The 14,980-nt window shown below is 70.5% G+C and carries 12 protein-coding genes; 8 read left to right on the top strand and 4 right to left on the bottom strand.

Annotated elements, in window-relative coordinates; genetic code table 11:
- The first annotated feature begins 1 nt into the window (after position 1).
- Positions 2-1,063, top strand: coding sequence for an SAM-dependent methyltransferase (locus ACZ3II_RS32020; RefSeq protein WP_465522298.1), 1,062 nt, complete (start codon positions 2-4; stop codon positions 1,061-1,063).
- A 117-nt stretch (positions 1,064-1,180) separates the two neighbouring features.
- Positions 1,181-2,149, top strand: a complete 969-nt coding sequence (locus ACZ3II_RS32015) for a carboxypeptidase-like regulatory domain-containing protein (protein ID WP_465522296.1) — start codon at positions 1,181-1,183, stop codon at positions 2,147-2,149.
- Here ACZ3II_RS32015 and ACZ3II_RS32010 read toward each other — a convergent pair.
- The 4 genes from ACZ3II_RS32010 to ACZ3II_RS31995 all read right to left on the bottom strand — a co-directional run bounded on the left by ACZ3II_RS32010 (position 2,146) and on the right by ACZ3II_RS31995 (position 5,656).
- Positions 2,146-2,808, bottom strand: coding sequence for a polysaccharide deacetylase family protein (locus ACZ3II_RS32010; RefSeq protein ID WP_465522294.1), 663 nt, complete (start codon positions 2,806-2,808; stop codon positions 2,146-2,148). The two genes, ACZ3II_RS32015 and ACZ3II_RS32010, sit on opposite strands and share 4 nt — an antisense overlap.
- A complete protein-coding gene (locus ACZ3II_RS32005) occupies positions 2,801-3,646 on the bottom strand; it encodes a glycosyltransferase family 2 protein (RefSeq protein ID WP_465522292.1) in 846 nt (281 codons plus the stop codon). Before ACZ3II_RS32005 ends, ACZ3II_RS32010 begins: the two co-directional genes overlap by 8 nt.
- The gene (locus ACZ3II_RS32000; protein WP_465522290.1) at positions 3,643-4,905 is read right to left on the bottom strand and encodes a glycosyltransferase family 4 protein; all 1,263 of its coding nucleotides are present in this window, start codon (positions 4,903-4,905) and stop codon (positions 3,643-3,645) included. Before ACZ3II_RS32000 ends, ACZ3II_RS32005 begins: the two co-directional genes overlap by 4 nt.
- An 82-nt stretch (positions 4,906-4,987) precedes the next feature.
- Positions 4,988-5,656, bottom strand: coding sequence for a hypothetical protein (locus tag ACZ3II_RS31995; protein WP_465522288.1), 669 nt, complete (start codon positions 5,654-5,656; stop codon positions 4,988-4,990).
- A gap of 197 nt (positions 5,657-5,853) precedes the next feature.
- Here ACZ3II_RS31995 and ACZ3II_RS31990 point away from each other — a divergent pair, with 197 nt between their 5' ends.
- The 6 genes from ACZ3II_RS31990 (at position 5,854) to ACZ3II_RS31965 (ending at position 14,970) form a co-directional block, all read left to right on the top strand.
- Positions 5,854-6,837 carry a YveK family protein gene (locus tag ACZ3II_RS31990; RefSeq protein WP_465522286.1) on the top strand — a complete coding sequence of 328 codons (984 nt, stop codon included), beginning with the start codon at positions 5,854-5,856 and terminating at the stop codon, positions 6,835-6,837.
- Positions 6,812-8,188 carry an O-antigen ligase family protein gene (locus ACZ3II_RS31985; RefSeq protein WP_465522284.1) on the top strand — a complete coding sequence of 459 codons (1,377 nt, stop codon included), beginning with the start codon at positions 6,812-6,814 and terminating at the stop codon, positions 8,186-8,188. Before ACZ3II_RS31990 ends, ACZ3II_RS31985 begins: the two co-directional genes overlap by 26 nt.
- Positions 8,185-9,654: an oligosaccharide flippase family protein gene (locus ACZ3II_RS31980; protein ID WP_465522282.1), complete on the top strand. Its 1,470-nt coding sequence runs from the start codon at positions 8,185-8,187 to the stop codon at positions 9,652-9,654. The genes ACZ3II_RS31985 and ACZ3II_RS31980 overlap by 4 nt, the downstream gene beginning before the upstream one ends.
- Before the next feature lie 12 nt (positions 9,655-9,666).
- Positions 9,667-10,467: a glycosyltransferase family 2 protein gene (locus ACZ3II_RS31975; protein WP_465522280.1), complete on the top strand. Its 801-nt coding sequence runs from the start codon at positions 9,667-9,669 to the stop codon at positions 10,465-10,467.
- Positions 10,464-11,690: a hypothetical protein gene (locus tag ACZ3II_RS31970; protein WP_465522278.1), complete on the top strand. Its 1,227-nt coding sequence runs from the start codon at positions 10,464-10,466 to the stop codon at positions 11,688-11,690. The genes ACZ3II_RS31975 and ACZ3II_RS31970 overlap by 4 nt, the downstream gene beginning before the upstream one ends.
- An 85-nt stretch (positions 11,691-11,775) precedes the next feature.
- The gene (locus ACZ3II_RS31965) at positions 11,776-14,970 is read left to right on the top strand and encodes a DUF4082 domain-containing protein (RefSeq protein WP_465522276.1); all 3,195 of its coding nucleotides are present in this window, start codon (positions 11,776-11,778) and stop codon (positions 14,968-14,970) included.
- The last annotated feature ends 10 nt before the right edge of the window (positions 14,971-14,980 follow it).

The following is a 14,980-nucleotide window of genomic DNA, read 5'->3' as shown; positions in this document are numbered from 1 at the left end:
CGTGCGTACCGATGGGGTAGACCGGCTCGTCGAACTCAAGACCCAGCCTCAGCTGCGGGAATGGCAGGACTTCCAGCTGTCCGGGATGCCGCAGCTGATCAGTGCGATGCACCTGTGCCAGGCCGTGCACGCGCTGGCCGAGACGGGCCTGCTGACCGAACTGCGGGCCGGGCTGCGCCGCGAGGAGATCGGCGCGCTGCCCGGCCTCGACCCGGACCTGGTCCGCGGCGTGCTGACCTATCTGGTGGTCCGCGGCGTGGTCGACGACCTGCCGGACGGTTACCGGCTGAGCCGCCGCGGCGAACTGCTGACCACCGAGGTGACCCTGGCCCGTCTCGGGGTGTACGCCGGGGCGTACGGCGCCGTGACCTCCCGGATGGGCGATCTGCTCACCGGCAGGGCGCGGTACGGCGTGGACGTCCACCGCGACGGCGGCGCGCTCGGCAGGCACTGCGCCACCCTGTTCGAGGTGTTCCACAGCGAGACGATCAGAACCGCCACGGAGAAGCGCGGCATCCGGACGATGCTGGACGCCGGCTGCGGTGCCGGCCAGCTGCTCATCGACGCGTGCCGGCGCGACGAGAACCTCACCGGGATCGGTCTCGACAACTCACCCGAGGCCATCGCGGTCGCCGAGAAGATGGCCCGCGAGCACGGCGTCGCCGACCGCATCCGGTTCTTCACCGCCGACGCGTTCGAGCCCGAGACGTGGCCGGAGGAGTGCCGCGACGCCGACGCCATGAGCATCGTCAGCGCCCTGCACGAGCACTTCCGGCACGGCGAGGACGCGGTGGCCGACCTGCTGCGCCGGTACGTCGCGGCCCTGCCGGCCCTGAAGATGCTGCTGGTCGGGGAGCCGGAGCTGCTGTACGAGGACCGGGAGAACCACGACGACTTCCTGCTCGTGCACGTCCTGACCGGGCAGGGGCTGCCCCGGGACCGGGCCGCCTGGCTGCCGGTTTTCGCGAAGGCGGGCCTGCGGTGCGAGCACATCTACATGCGGCCGGGTGCGGGTCCGCGGCTGTGTTTCTACGATCTGGATCCCCGTACGCCGCAGCAGTAGCACCGTTATCTTTCCGTTACCAAAATCCCCGAACTCGGTGATCCGGTCGCGCATCGCACCAAGCGACGAACGAAGAGGCGGGCCGGAGACGGCGCCGCCGCACCGAGAGGAACCACCATGCAGCCGAACCGTATGACCCGCCGGATCGTCCTGGCCACCGCCCTGGCCGGGATGACCGCCGCCACCACCGCCGTCGCCGGCCCGGCGTTCGCCGCCGACCCGGCGGGCAGCCTGTCCGGTGTGGTCCGGGACAGCCGCGGCGCCGTCGTCACCGACGCCGTCGTCTCCGTCTTCGCCGACGGCCGCATCGACCCGTCCCAGGAGCAGTCGGTCGAGGCCGACGGCAGTTTCCGGCTGACCGGCCTGGAGCCGGGCGCCTACCGCGTGCAGTTCGGTCTGGGCGGCTGGTCGGAGTGGGCGCCGGGCCGCATCGCCGACGCCACCCAGGCCAAGGTCTACCGGGTGCGGGCCAACCGCGACACCAACGCCTCCAGCACCGTCACCACCGCCGGTTACATCGCCGGCCGGATCCTCGGCCCGGACGGCGCGCCGCTGGCGAACGCGGCGGTCACCGCGACCAACGTGGAGACCATCAACCCGCGCGCCACCGTCACCGCCGCCGACGGCACCTACCGGATCAAGGTCAAGCCGAACGCGACGTTCACCGTCGACTACAGCGTCGGCGTCGTCAACCAGTACGTGCCGCACACCTTCGACCCGGCCGCCGCCACCCGGTTCCACGTGCGCTCCGGCCAGACCCTGCGCGTCAACGACCGGGCCATCGCGGCCGCGGGCATCACCGGGCGGGTGACCGACGCCGCGGGGGCGCCGGCCGCCGGCGTGTACGTCGATGTCATCAACGTGGACACCATCGCCAGCCACTCGCGGACCACCGACGAGAACGGCGCCTACGACCTCACCGGCACCCTCACCCCGGGCCGCTACAAGGTGCGGTTCTCCACCGCGGACGGCAGCCAGTACGCGCCGCAGCAGCCCGACTTCGAGTCGGCGGCCACCTTCACCGTCACCTCGGGCCAGACCGCCGTCGTCGACGACCAGCTCCTGTTCACCCCGGCCGGCAGCTAACGCAGGCGCTTCACCAGTCCGGCTGCCGCGTTGCGCAGCCGGACCGGGATCCGGCGGGAGCGCTGGACCGCGAGGCGGACCGAGTCCGGGGTGTCGTCGCGGTAGACGCTGAAGCGGGGCTGGAGCCAGCGGCCCGGCACGGCGGGACGGCGGTCGCTGGTGAAGACCGCCGTGTAACCCAGGCGGCGCAGCGACGACAGGGTCGTCCGGTCGTAGCGGCCCAGCGGGCAGGCCGCCCGGGTCACCGGGCGGCCGATCGCCGCCGCGATCCGGTCGCGGGCCTCGGCCAGCTCCTCGTGGGTGGTGGCCGGGGACATGGCGCGCCACGGGTGGTGCCACATGCCGTGGTTGCCCACCGGCATCCCGTTGTCGACCAGCTCGCGCAGGTCCTTCTCGCCGAGGCTGCCGGGCTGCCCGAGACGGCCGGCGAGCACGAAGAACTCGGCGGTCAGGCCGCGTTCGAGCAGGGCGGGCAGGGCGACCTCGACGTCCGAGGAGTTGCTGTCGTCGAAGCTCAGGGACACGTCCGGCCAGGAGGTGACCTCGTCCAGGATCGCGGTGAAGGAGTCCTCGGTGATCCAGTACGCGTCCTCGCCGGGTTCCAGCTCGCGCTGCGGCGTGCCGATGCCGTGGAACAGGATGTTGACGTGCTCAGGCATTCGCTTCTTCCTGGCGGGTCGATTCGTCGCGTCCCCAGCCGGTGTCCGGGCGCCGCTTGGCCTGCACCGCCGCGTAGACGGTGATGCCGGCGTACCCGACGGCGGCGGGCGCGAGCCACGGGCGGCGCAGCACCACGTCCTTGAGCCAGGAGGAGCCGCTCGACGGGCGTACCGAAGCGGAGATCTCACCTCGCTCGGCTGCCGCGCGCATCGCCGCGTTGCCGGCCCGGACCCGGATCAGCCGGCGGATCAGATCCCCGGTCTTCCGGGGTGTCGCCACCACCGACGGGACCGTCTCCACCTGGCGTTTCTCGTCCGCGGTGAAGAGCGAGTCGACGAAGAGGTCGTCGGCGACCAGGTCCGGGAAGCGGTCGAACCGGGCCCGGCCGGCCTCCGAGAGCACGATCACGCCGCGGCCGAACAGGCCGGTGCGCAGGGCCGGCAGGTGCCGGTGCACGCTGAAGTAGGCGCGGACCGGCAGCGGCCGCCCGGTCAGGTCGAGTTCGCGGCGGGCGGTGGCGGCGAGCGCCGGCCCGGTCACCGCGGTGGCCAGCTCGCGCAGGCCGGCGGTGGTCAGCACGATGTCGGCATCCAGGTACACCCGGGGGAAACCCACGGCGGCGGCGTCACCGGCGTTGAGGGCGCCGGCCTTGCCGGGTTCCGGGAGATCCAGCACGCGTACGCCGCGATCAGCGGCCACCCGCACGGTGCCGTCGGTGCATCCGTTGGCGGCGACCGTCACGTCGAACTCGCCCGGCGCGGCGTCCGCCAGCAGCGTGTCCAGGCAGCGGCCGATCACCGCGGCCTCGTTGTGGGCGGCGATGACGACACTGGTCACGGCTCGACCCGGGTGGTGTCGGCGGAGGAGGCGGGCTTGCGCTGCGACGGGATCCGGGCACCGGAGACAGGCGGCAGGTGTTTGGCGAGCAGGCGCCGCCACACCGCGACGTACTTCGCGGCCTGGTGCTCCCAGGACAGGAAGTCGCGGAACCGTTCCCGGCCGATCTCGTGCATCCGGGCCCGCAGGCCCGGGTCGTCGAGCAGCTTGTCGATCGCCTCGGCGAACTCGAGAGGCGTCCCGCTGGGCACGTAGACGCCGGCCTCGCCGACGGTGGCCCGGGTCTCGATCAGGTCGGCGGCCACCACCGGCACGCCGCGGCCCAGGTATTCCACGGTCTTGGCCATGGTGGAGAGCTGGTTCATCCGGGTCGGCAGGTCCGGCTGGATCGCCACGGTCGCCTCGCGCAGCAGCGCGTCCACCTCCGGGCCGTTGAGCCAGCCGGTGAACTCGACGACGTCGGTGAGGCCCCGCTCGGCGGTCAGCTTGCGCAGCGCGGAGGCGGTCTCGCCGTCCCCGGCGAGGATCATCCGCCAGCCGGAGCGGCCGCGCAGCCGGGCCAGTTCCTCGGCGGCCAGGACGGCGCCCTCGACGTTGTCCTGCGGACCGAAGACGCCCAGATAGACCACGCGGTGGAAGTCTTCGGCGGGGGGAGACGACGCGGCGATCTCGGCGTGGGCGGGCCCGTTGCGGACCACCGTCACCTTCTCCGGGCGGACCCCGCGGCGTACGGCGTTGTCCTTGAACGACTCGTTGGTGGCGAACACCTCGGTGGCGGAGCGCAGCGTGAGCCACTCGAACGCCACCAGCAGCTTGGAGACCAGCGGGTTCGGTTCGCCGCCGCGGGAGACGTAGACCTCCGGCGACAGGTCGTGGTGGTCGAACACCCACGGCCGGCCGAGCGCCCGCAGCACGAGTGCGAGCGGGAAGTACACGTCGGGCGGGTTGCACACCTGGACCGCCTGGGCACGGCCGCGGACGATCTCGCCGGCCAGCCGGACGGCGATCCACAGGAACGACCAGAGGAACTCGAGGGCGAACGACAGGACGCCGCTGCCGTACACGATGACCGGGTAGGGCCGCAGCCGGGTGCGGTCGCTGCCGGGCAGGACGGTGAGGCTGCGATCGCCGCGTGGGGCGATCACCGTCACGTCGAATCCGGCCGCTTCGAGGCTGAGGCATTCACGGATGACCCGGCGATCCTTCTCGGCGGGCAGGTTGGCCACCAGAATCGCGACACTGGGTCGCCGGTCCTTCACAACTGTTACCCCCGGTTCGGCACTGTCGACGCGAACAACATTTCAGAGAAGGGCTCATGTAGACATGCCGCGTCGGGCAGAGCTAGACGGCTGAACGGACCAGCGGTTCGGTCCATTGCGATGAATCTGCCGAGGACAGTGGCTCGTCGACAGTCCTTCGCCGACGGCGGGCGAACGCGTCTGTCCAGAATGCGACAGCCGAGGTGCCGAGCACGCCGAGCAGCCCCACGCCCATCACCGACCGGATCGGCGAGTGGGTCAGCAGCGTCGACGACGGCGGAACCAGCGGCGCCACCGTGATCCGCAGGTCCTTCTTGACCCGCCACTCATCCTGCATGGCGTCCAGCTCCTGCTCGAAGGTGCTGCGCAGGACCTTGACCGAGCGCAGGCCGCCCTCCTCGTCGGTGCTGATGTTGGTGATCGACATCGACCCGATCACGTACCGCGGCTGCTGCCGGGTCCCGGTGTTGCGGGGCTCGAACCGGTAGGTGCCGATGACGCCCTTGGCCCGGAACATCTCCTGGGAGTCCGCGGTGTTCAGGCGGTTCGCCACGGCGGCCGCGGTGATCGCGATCGACGGGTAGAGGCCGGTGACCGGGTTCGGCGCGTAGTGCGAGACCGGCGGCTGGATCATCAGGACCTCGGAGGCGAGGAAACGGTCCTGGGTACGGGCCGCGGGCAGCACCGAGGCGGCAGTGATCGCCGCCCCGGCGAGGATCACGTACCAGCGGCGCCAGAGGACGCGAGCCATGTCGGACAGAAACATCGCTCCGCTTTAGCCGGTAAGGCCGAATCTTGTCAACCTCTATACCGGCCCGACTGCCGATAGCCAGCTTCGCATTCGTCGTATAGCTTGGCGATCGTGTGTCGGGGGGCCACATCGGTGGCGCTCCGCTGTGGAATCCGTGGCGACAGAAGACGTCCTGGCGGGAATTTGGAGAGGCGTCCGTGGACCTCGGCGAGATCCTGAGCATTCTGCGCTCGCGCTGGTACATCGTCGTGCCGATGCTGGCGCTGGCGGTGGGCCTGGGCGGCGCCACCTGGTCCATGGTGCCCACGACCTACTCGACGTACACCATGGTCAGTCTGCTCAGCGCGCCCGCGGCCACCACCGCCGCGACCCAGGGCCAGGACAACCCGTTCCTGAACTTCAACGGCTCGCTCGTCGCCACCGCCGACTTCCTCGGCCGCCGGCTGCAGTCGACCGACACGGTGCTGGCGCTGAAGGGCCGGGGCATCACCGAGGAGTACACGGTCGCCCTCGCGGAGAACGCCCAGGGCCCGTTCCTGACCCTGACGCTGACCGGCGACGACCGCGCGCACCTGCTCGACTCGGCCGCCAAGCTCGCGGAGTACGCCGACAGCACGCTCCTGGACATCCAGGTGGAGAACGGCGTGCACGAGCGGGACCGGATCAAGCTGACCCAGGTCATCCCGCCGCAGAAGCCGGAGGCGCTGACCAAGGAGAAACTCCAGCCGGTCATCGTGGTCGGCGGTGGCGTGGCGGCGCTCGGCCTGATCATCGCCTTCGTGGTGGAGAGCATCAGCCGTGCCCGGAAGCGCCGCCGGGCGCAGGCCGCCGCCGGCAGCGCGCCGGAGACCGCCCCGGCGACCGCCACGGCCGCCGCGCCCGCCGACATCGAGGGCACCATGGTGATCCCGGTGCCGCCCAAGGCGCCGCCGAAGGCCCCGGCCGCCCGGCCCGCGCCGGCGCAGCCGCCGGTGCCCCCGCAGCTTCCCCCGTCACAGCCGCTGCCACCCCCGAGGCAGCCGTTCCAGGCATCCCCGCCGCAGGCGAGCCCGTCCGAAGCCGAGAAGACGCAACGGCTGGTGGTGCCGCCACGGCAGGGGGCGAATCCGCCGCTCTCCCGGACCTACCAGTCCGGGGTGGACCGCAGGGGCCAGGATGCCAACCGGGTCAACGGCAGCTGAGGCCCGCGCCACCCGCCACCCGGCCGCTCCCGGAAAGCAGGGCCGTCTCTACCGCTCCCAGCAGCGCCTGCGCACGCTGGGCCCGGACTCGCTGCTGGCCGTCTACATCGTCCTGCTCCTGATCATCCCGGCCCGGCTGGTGGTGCCGAGCATCGGCGCGACCGGCACGGTGGCCAACCTGTTCCTGCTCACCGCCCTGCTGTGGTACGGGGTGAGCTGGCTGATGCGCCGGGTCCGGACGGCCGAGGGCACCCGGCTGCCCCGGCTCGCGCTGCTCGGCTACTGCGTGGCGGTGCTGCTGGCGTACGTGGCCGTCGGCCGGCGCGACGCCGACGTGATGGAGTACAGCGCCGCCGACCGGGCCCTGCTGCAGCTGATGATCTGGCTGCCGCTGATCCTGCTGACCACCTCGCTCACCGAGTACCGGCAGATCGACCGGCTGTTGCGGCTGTTCGTCCGCTGCAGCGCGGTGATGGCCGCCGTCGGCATGGCGGAGTTCCTGCTCAAGCAGAGCCTGACGTCCTGGATCGTGATCCCCGGTTTCCAGTCCAACGCGGCGGTCGAGCTGATCAGCCGCGGCGACTTCGTCCGGCCCACCTCCACCGCGTCGAACACCCTGGAGTTGGCCACCACCATGGTGACGGCGCTGCCGTTCGCCATCGCGCAGGCCTTCCACGGCGGGGACCGGAGCGTCTGGCGCAAGTGGGTGCCGGTCGGCCTGATCGCGCTGGCCTCGGTGATGACGGTGTCGCGGACCTCGGTGATCGGCCTGGGCATCGTCATGATCGCGCTGATGGTCACCTGGAAGTCCGACCGGGTGGGCAAGACCCTGCTGGTGCTGATCCCGGCGCTGGGCGCCACCCGGGTCGTCGTGCCGGGCCTGATCGGCACGCTGATCGGCCTGTTCAGCGCGATGCTCAACGGCGGTGACGACAGCACCAACTCGCGGACCGCCACCAGCGAGGACGTGGACGGTTTCATCGCCGGGCACGAGTGGTTCGGCCGCGGTCCCGGCACCTTCCTGCCCGACCTGTACCGCTTCACCGACAACCAGTACCTGCTCGCCCGGCTGGAGATCGGCATCGTCGGGATGATCGCCATCGTCGCCCTCTACGTCACGATGATCCACTGTGGTGGCGCGGGCCGCCGCCGGTTCGTCTCGGAGGAACGCCGGGAGACCGGTCAGGCCTTTGTGGCCGTCGGGTTCGTGATGCTCGTCGTAACGGCCACATTCGACACGCTGAGCTTCCCGATCGTGGCCGGATCCACTTTCCTGATGTTGGGCCTGTCGGGTGCATACCTGAGCGTGGCGCGCCGTGAAGAGGCGAGAATCGGAGAACACCCACAGTGACGGATTTGAACAGGCGCGTGGCGACCGCTGCCCGCTGGAGCCTGATCAACACCATCGTCCGCCGGGTCGGCACGTTCGCCTCCGGCGTGATCCTGGCCCGCCTGTTCTTCGGGCCGTACGAGTGGGGTCTCTACGCGGTCGGCCTGCTGGTGCTGGCCATGCTGCTGTCGCTCAACGAGATGGGCGTCAGCCTCGCGCTGGTCCGCTGGGAGGGCGACATCCGGCGGTTCGCGCCGACCGTGCTGACCATCTCCACGCTCAGCAGCAGCGTGCTGTACGTGGCCCTCTACGTCTCCGCACCGGCCGTGGCCTCGGCGCTCGGCTCGCCGGAAGCCACCACGATGCTGCGGGTGCTCTGCATCAGCGTGATCATCGACGGCATCGCGTGCGTCCCGCTGGGGAAGCTGAACCGCGAGTTCCAGCAGTTCAAGCGCACCGTCGTGGACATCCTGAACTTCGCCGTCAGCACCGCCGCGATGATCGGTTTCGCGGCGGCCGGGGTCGGCGCGATGAGTTTCGCCTGGGGCTCGCTGATCGGCAACCTGGTCGCCCTGGTCGGTTTCGGCCTCTGCGCGCCCGGCATGCTCCGGTTCGGCTGGGACTCCGACCAGGCGAAGAGCTTGATCCGGTACGGGTTCCCGCTGGCGTCCGCGAGCCTGCTCACCCTCGGCATCGTCAACGTGGACACCGTGGTCGTCGGCTCGATCCTCGGCCCGGTCGCGGTCGGCGTCTACGCGATGGCGTTCAACATGTCGAGCTGGCCGGTGCGGATGGTGTCGGAGACCGCCCGGCGGGTGTCGTTCGCCGGGTTCTCCCGGCTCGCCGACGAGTCGCCGGAACGGTTCGCGGCCGGTTTCGTCCGCGCGTTCAGTCTGGTCATCGCGGCCGCGGTGCCGATCTGCGTGGTCCTCGGCGTGCTCGCCACACCGATCATCACGTTCGTCTACGGCGACCAGTGGGAGGCCGCCGGCCGGCCGCTGCAGTTCCTGGTGGCGCTCGGGCTGCTGCGGGTCGCGGTGGAGCTGGCGTACGACTGCCTCGCCACCCGGGTCCGCAAGACGCTCATGCTGATGCAGGCCTGGTGGCTGTTCTCGCTCGTCCCGGTGCTGGTGCTTTTCGCCCACCAGTGGGGCGTCCCCGGGGTCGCTGCCGGGCACGTGGTGGTGGCCGGTCTACTGGTCGTCCCGGTCTTCCTGGTCGCGCTGGTCAAGCTGGGCATCCCGGCCCGGGCGATCCTGGCGAGCTGTGTCCGCCCGGTGCTCGGCGGTGTCGCGATGGGCGTGGTCGCCTGGCTCGCGCACCGCTGGCTGGGCGGCGGCTTCCTCGGCCTGACCGTGGCCGGCCTGGCCGCGCTGGTCACGTACGTCCCGTTCGTCCTCCCGCTCGTCAGACGTCTTCGGTCCGGCGACGCCGGCGCCGAGGAGCCGGCCGCCGCCGAGCCCGCGCTGGCCGCCGACCCCGCTTAGGAGATCCCAGACATGCGTTCGCTGAAGCAGCGACTACGCGCGAAGTACGGCTGGATGCCGCTCGAGGAGCTGCGCAACAAGGTGGTGCTCGGGCACACCGCGGTCGGCCTGGGCCGGTTCGAGCGCTCCGAGGTGCGCCGCCTGGTGGCCGGCCTGCCCGGCGGGACGCGCCCGCGGGCCCGGGTCGCCGTCGTCGTGCTGACCTACAAGCGCCCGGACGGCGTGCTGCGAGCGGTCGAGTCGGTGCTGGCCCAGACCGTGCGGGACCTGGTGCTGGTGGTGGTCGACGACGGCGGCGGCGGGCTGCCGGCGTTCCCGGGCGACCCGCGGCTGCACGTGGTGAGCCTGCGGCACAACATCAACGTGCCGGGGGTCGGCCGCAACGTGGGGATCGGCCTGACCGACTCGGACTTCGTGGCGTTCCTGGACGACGACAACACCTGGGATCCGCACCATCTGGAGACGGCCCTGGCGCGACTGGACTCCGCGGCCGCCGCGGACCGGCCGGACGCGGTCTACACGGCGATGCGGCGGCTGATGCCGGACGGCACCGTCCGGGACGTGCTGTCCGTGCCGTTCGACCGCAAGCTCGCCTGGGAGCGCTGCTACCTGGACAACAACCCGCTCGTGCTGCGACGGCTGCCGAGCACCCGGTTCAGCCGGCTGCGGCGCACCACCTCGGTGGCGCCGAAGGAGGACTGGGAGCTCGTCTACCGGTTCAGCCGCCGGCACCGGGTCGAACACATCCCGGAGCCGACAGTGAACTACACCATCAACCCGGACAGCTACTGGACCCCGTGGGAGTTGTCGTGACGACGGACCGCAGCAAGCGCAGGTTCCTCCTCCCGGCCGGTCTGGCCGTGCTGCTGGCCGCCGTGCTGGCGGCCGTGGTCCTGCTCCGCGACCGGGACACCGCCCCGGTCGCCGGGACGGGCACCGTCACCACACCGCAGGGCACGCCGATCCCGGCCGCGCCCAGCGGGACACCGGGCCGGACCCCGCCGTCGTCGGTGCCCGGCTCCGCCGTGCCGTCGGCGCCCGGGCCCGCGGCCGAGCCCACCGGCGCCCCGGTCAAGGCCAAGGCGCTGCCGGTCACCGCGACCGGCGGCGGGCGGTACCCGGCCCGGTTCTCGGTCGGCGCGCCGGGCGTGAAGCGTTACCAGCAGTCCGACGCCCGGCTGCCGGTGCCCAAGGGGTACAAGCTGGTCCAGGCGCACAACAAGGAGAGCCTGGAATGGGATCTCTACGACTGCAAGGGCACGGTGAACCTGGACCGGATGTACTTCCGGGCCTTCCTCTACATCGGCACCAGCTGCCACGGCAAGGTCAACATCACCAACTCGATCATCGCGCCGCCGCCCGGCGCGCAGAACCGCGCGATCCTGGTGAACTCCGACGCCAAGGGCAGCCTGGAGCTGAACCTCACCAACGTCACCATCCGGCCGGAACCGGTCGGACTCGGTGAGAAGAGCGTCCCGCTCAACGACCACGCCATCAACGACTGCGCCACCTGCACCATCACGCTCAACCGGGTGGACGTGGCGAACACCGGCGGGATGTGCCTGTGCGGGGCGCGTACCACCATTCGCAACAGCTGGCTGCACGACAACTACATCGCCAACCTGAGCGACCCCGGCCAGGCGCACACCGGAGGCGTGTTCCCGTACGGCGGAAGCGGCCCGGTCACCATCGAGAACAGCCGTCTCGAACCGGGCATCGACGCGTACACCGGCAAGCCGGTGGCGAACTACTGGAAGGCGATCACCGCCGTCCTGTTCACACAGCAGGTCGACGGATCACAGTTGCGCGGTTACGAGGTGCGCAACAGCTTCATCTCCCTCGGCGCCTACGGGCTGTACGCCCAGACCGGCGTCGACCTGAAGATCACCGACAACGTCTTCGGCCCGACCCACTGGGACGCGGCCGGCGGCTGCGACAACAACTGTTCCACCACTTATGGGGAGTGGTCGAACAATGTCGTCGGAACGATCGACGGCGTACCAACCACGAAGCAGGTGCCGCAACCGGCGAAGTAACGCCGGTTCACCTGACCCCGCACGGCCGGCAGGCCCGCAGAGCCCTGCCGGCCGATATCACCGTTCCCATGAAAAGAGAAGTCGAGTGATACACAGGCTCGCATCAGGCGCGGTCTCCGCGCTGGTCATCGCAGCCGCGATCCTGACGCCGGCGGCGGTCCTCGCGGCCGAGGACCCGTGCGGCGCGAACTCCAATCCGATCGTCTGCGAGAACTCCAAGCAGGGCACGCCGCTCGAGGACTGGTGGGGTGACAGCTCCTGGGGTGACATCGAGGGCTTCACCACCAAGATGAGCGTGCAGCCCGGCGAGACGCTGCAGATGAAGGTCAACTCGCCGACCGATTTCACGGTCAGCTTCCTGCGGCTCGGCTACTACAACGGCGCCGGGGCGCGGCGGATGCCGACCTCGCCGACGGCCACGTTCCCCGAGAAGGTCCAGGACGAGTGCGACCGGGACCCGGCCACCGGCCTGGTCGACTGCGGCAACTGGGTCACCAACGTCACCTGGCAGGTGCCGTCGACCGCGGTCTCCGGCGTCTACCTGGCGCTGCTCGACCAGGGCAACGGCGAGGGCTACATGCCGTACCCGTTCGTCGTGGCCGACGACAGCAGCGACTCCGACATCCTGGTGCAGACCTCGGACCAGACCTGGCAGGCCTACAACAAGTGGGGCGGCCAGAACATGTACGAGGGCGGCGGCCCGGCTCCGGACGGGCGCGCGTACAAGGTCAGCTACAACCGGCCGATGCGCATCGCCGGTGACAACGCGATCCTGTCCAGCGAGTACCCGATGATCTCGTGGCTGGAGCGCAACGGGTACGACGTCAGCTACGCCTCCAACATCGACGTGTCGACCAAGCCGTCGCTGCTGCCCAAGCACAAGGTCTACCTGTCGTCGGGTCACGACGAGTACTGGGACCAGAACCTCTGGAACAACGTCGAGGCGGCCCGCGAGTCCGGGACCAACCTGGCGTTCTTCAGCGGCAACGAGGCGTTCTGGCGGACCCGGCTGGAGCCGTCCATCTCCACCGGCGGCGGCGCCAACCGCACCCTGGTCTGCTACAAGATGACCAAGATGAAGATGAATCCGCCGAACGGCATCGCCGACCCGAGCGGGCAGTGGACCGGCACCTGGATGGACCCGGCGGGCGCCGGCACCGGTGGCAACCAGCCGCAGAACAAGATCACCGGCACGCTCTTCACGGTCAACGGCTACCGGTTCGACGCGATGACCGTCACGCCGGAGTTCAAGAACCTGCGGCTGTGGCGGGACACCTCGATCAAGGACCTGAACAACGGCGAGGTGGCGACCTTCCCGACCGGCACCCTCGGTTACGAGTGGGACTCCGACATCGAGAACGCGGCCCGGCCGCCGGGCATGGTCCGGTTCTCCTCCACCACCCTGCAGATCACCGACGGCACCCTGCTGCTCGACGAGGGCAACAACTACGGCAACGGCGTCTCCACCCACAGCGTGGTGATGTACCGCGACCAGAGCTCGAACGCGCTGGTCTTCGGTTCCGGCACGGTCCAGTGGTCGTGGGGCCTGAGCGCCCAGCACACCGGGCCGGCCACCTCCGAGGACCTGCGGATGCAGCAGGCCACCGCCAACCTGTTCGCCGACATGGGCGTGCAGCCGAAGACGCTGCAGACCCTCCTGAAGACGCCCACCAAGTCCACCGACACGGTGGGCCCGGTCAGCGCCGTCACCGCCCCGGCGGCCGGCGCGACGGTGCCGAAGCTGTCGCCGATCACCGTGACCGGCACCGCGTCCGACGCGTCCGGGCAGCTCGCCCGGGTGGAGGTCTCCACCGACGGCGGCGCCACCTGGCGGGCCGCGGACGGGCTGGCGAACTGGACGTACACCTGGACGCCCATCGTCGAGGGCCCGGCTCAGATCCGGGTCCGCGGCATCGACGACAGCCTGAACTTCGGGGCGCTCCGCACGGTCGACGTGACGGTCGGGCCGCAGCAGTGCCCGTGCACCACGTACAAACCGTCGGACGTGCCGGAGAAGGTGGACTCCTTCGACGGCAACGCCAACGAGCTGGGCGCGAAGTTCCAGGTCGGGGTGCCGGCGCAGGTGACCGGTGTGCGGTTCTACAAGTCGGCCGCGAACACCGGCACGCACCTCGGCAAGCTGTGGACCACCAGCGGCAAGCTGCTGGCGACCGGGACGTTCAGCAACGAGACGGCCAGCGGCTGGCAGAAGATGAGCTTCGCCAACCCGGTGTCGATCGCCGCGAACACCACGTACATCGTGTCGTACTACACGCCGAGCGGGCACTACTCGTACAGCAGCGGCTACTTCAACAACAAGGGCGCCGGCGACGGCATCGTGAAGCAGCTGCAGTCCGGGGTGTCCGGGCCGAACGGCGTCTACAAGTACGGCACCGGCGGCGGGTTCCCGAACCTGAGCTGGGGCAACACCAACTACTGGGTGGACGCGGTGGTGGAGACCGCGACCGCCGGCACCACGCCCCCGGTGGTCACCGTGCGCGCCCCGGCCGCCGGTGACGCGGGTGTCGCCCGGAACACCGCGGTGACCGCGACCTTCGACCACGACATCGACCCGGAGACGCTGGCGTTCACGCTCAGCGCCGGCGGGAACGCGGTCGACGCGAAGGTCTCCTACGACGACACCACCCGCAAGGCCACCCTGCGGCCGGACACCGCGCTGCCGGCGAACACCCAGTTCACCGCGTCGGTGAAGGCCGCCGACCTGTGGGGCAACACCATGCCGAACGCGCTGACCTGGCAGTTCACCACCGGCTCCGGGGTCAGCTGCCCGTGCACGGTGTTCAGCCCGGCCGCCACCCCGGCGGTGGAGAGCGCCAGTGAGGCCGCCTCGCTGGAGCTCGGCATGCGGTTCGTCTCGGCGATCGACGGTTACGTGACGGGTGTCCGCTTCTACAAGGGCGACCGCAACACCGGCACGCACACCGGCACGCTGTGGACGGCCACCGGCCAGGAGCTGGCCACCGGGACGTTCGTCAACGAGACCGCGAGCGGGTGGCAGACGCTGCAGTTCGCCACCCCGGTGCCGATCGACGCGAACGTGGCGTACGTGGTCTCGTACCACACCGAGGTGGGCTTCTACTCGTACAGCGGCGCCTACTTCAACCAAGCCCGGTCGTCGTACCCGCTGACCGCGCCCGCCAGCGCGGTCGGCGCCGGCAACGGGCTCTTCAAGGCGAGCACCAGCCGGGTGTTCCCGACGTCGAGCTACAACTCTGCCAACTACTGGGTCGACGCGATCTTCTCGACGACCGCTTCGTGAACCGGCGGGC

It is taken from the genome of Actinoplanes sp. NPDC019969 (genome assembly GCF_055562375.1).
This window is presented reverse-complemented; position numbering and strand designations above follow the sequence as displayed.

Coding starts and splice junctions, on each gene's coding strand:
- ACZ3II_RS31975 (WP_465522280.1), top strand. CDS start 9,667: ATGCGTTCGCTGAAGCAGCGACTACGCGCGAAGTACGGCTGGATGCCG.
- ACZ3II_RS32010 (WP_465522294.1), bottom strand. CDS start 2,808: ATGCCTGAGCACGTCAACATCCTGTTCCACGGCATCGGCACGCCGCAG.
- ACZ3II_RS32015 (WP_465522296.1), top strand. CDS start 1,181: ATGCAGCCGAACCGTATGACCCGCCGGATCGTCCTGGCCACCGCCCTG.
- ACZ3II_RS31985 (WP_465522284.1), top strand. CDS start 6,812: ATGCCAACCGGGTCAACGGCAGCTGAGGCCCGCGCCACCCGCCACCCG.
- ACZ3II_RS31995 (WP_465522288.1), bottom strand. CDS start 5,656: ATGGCTCGCGTCCTCTGGCGCCGCTGGTACGTGATCCTCGCCGGGGCG.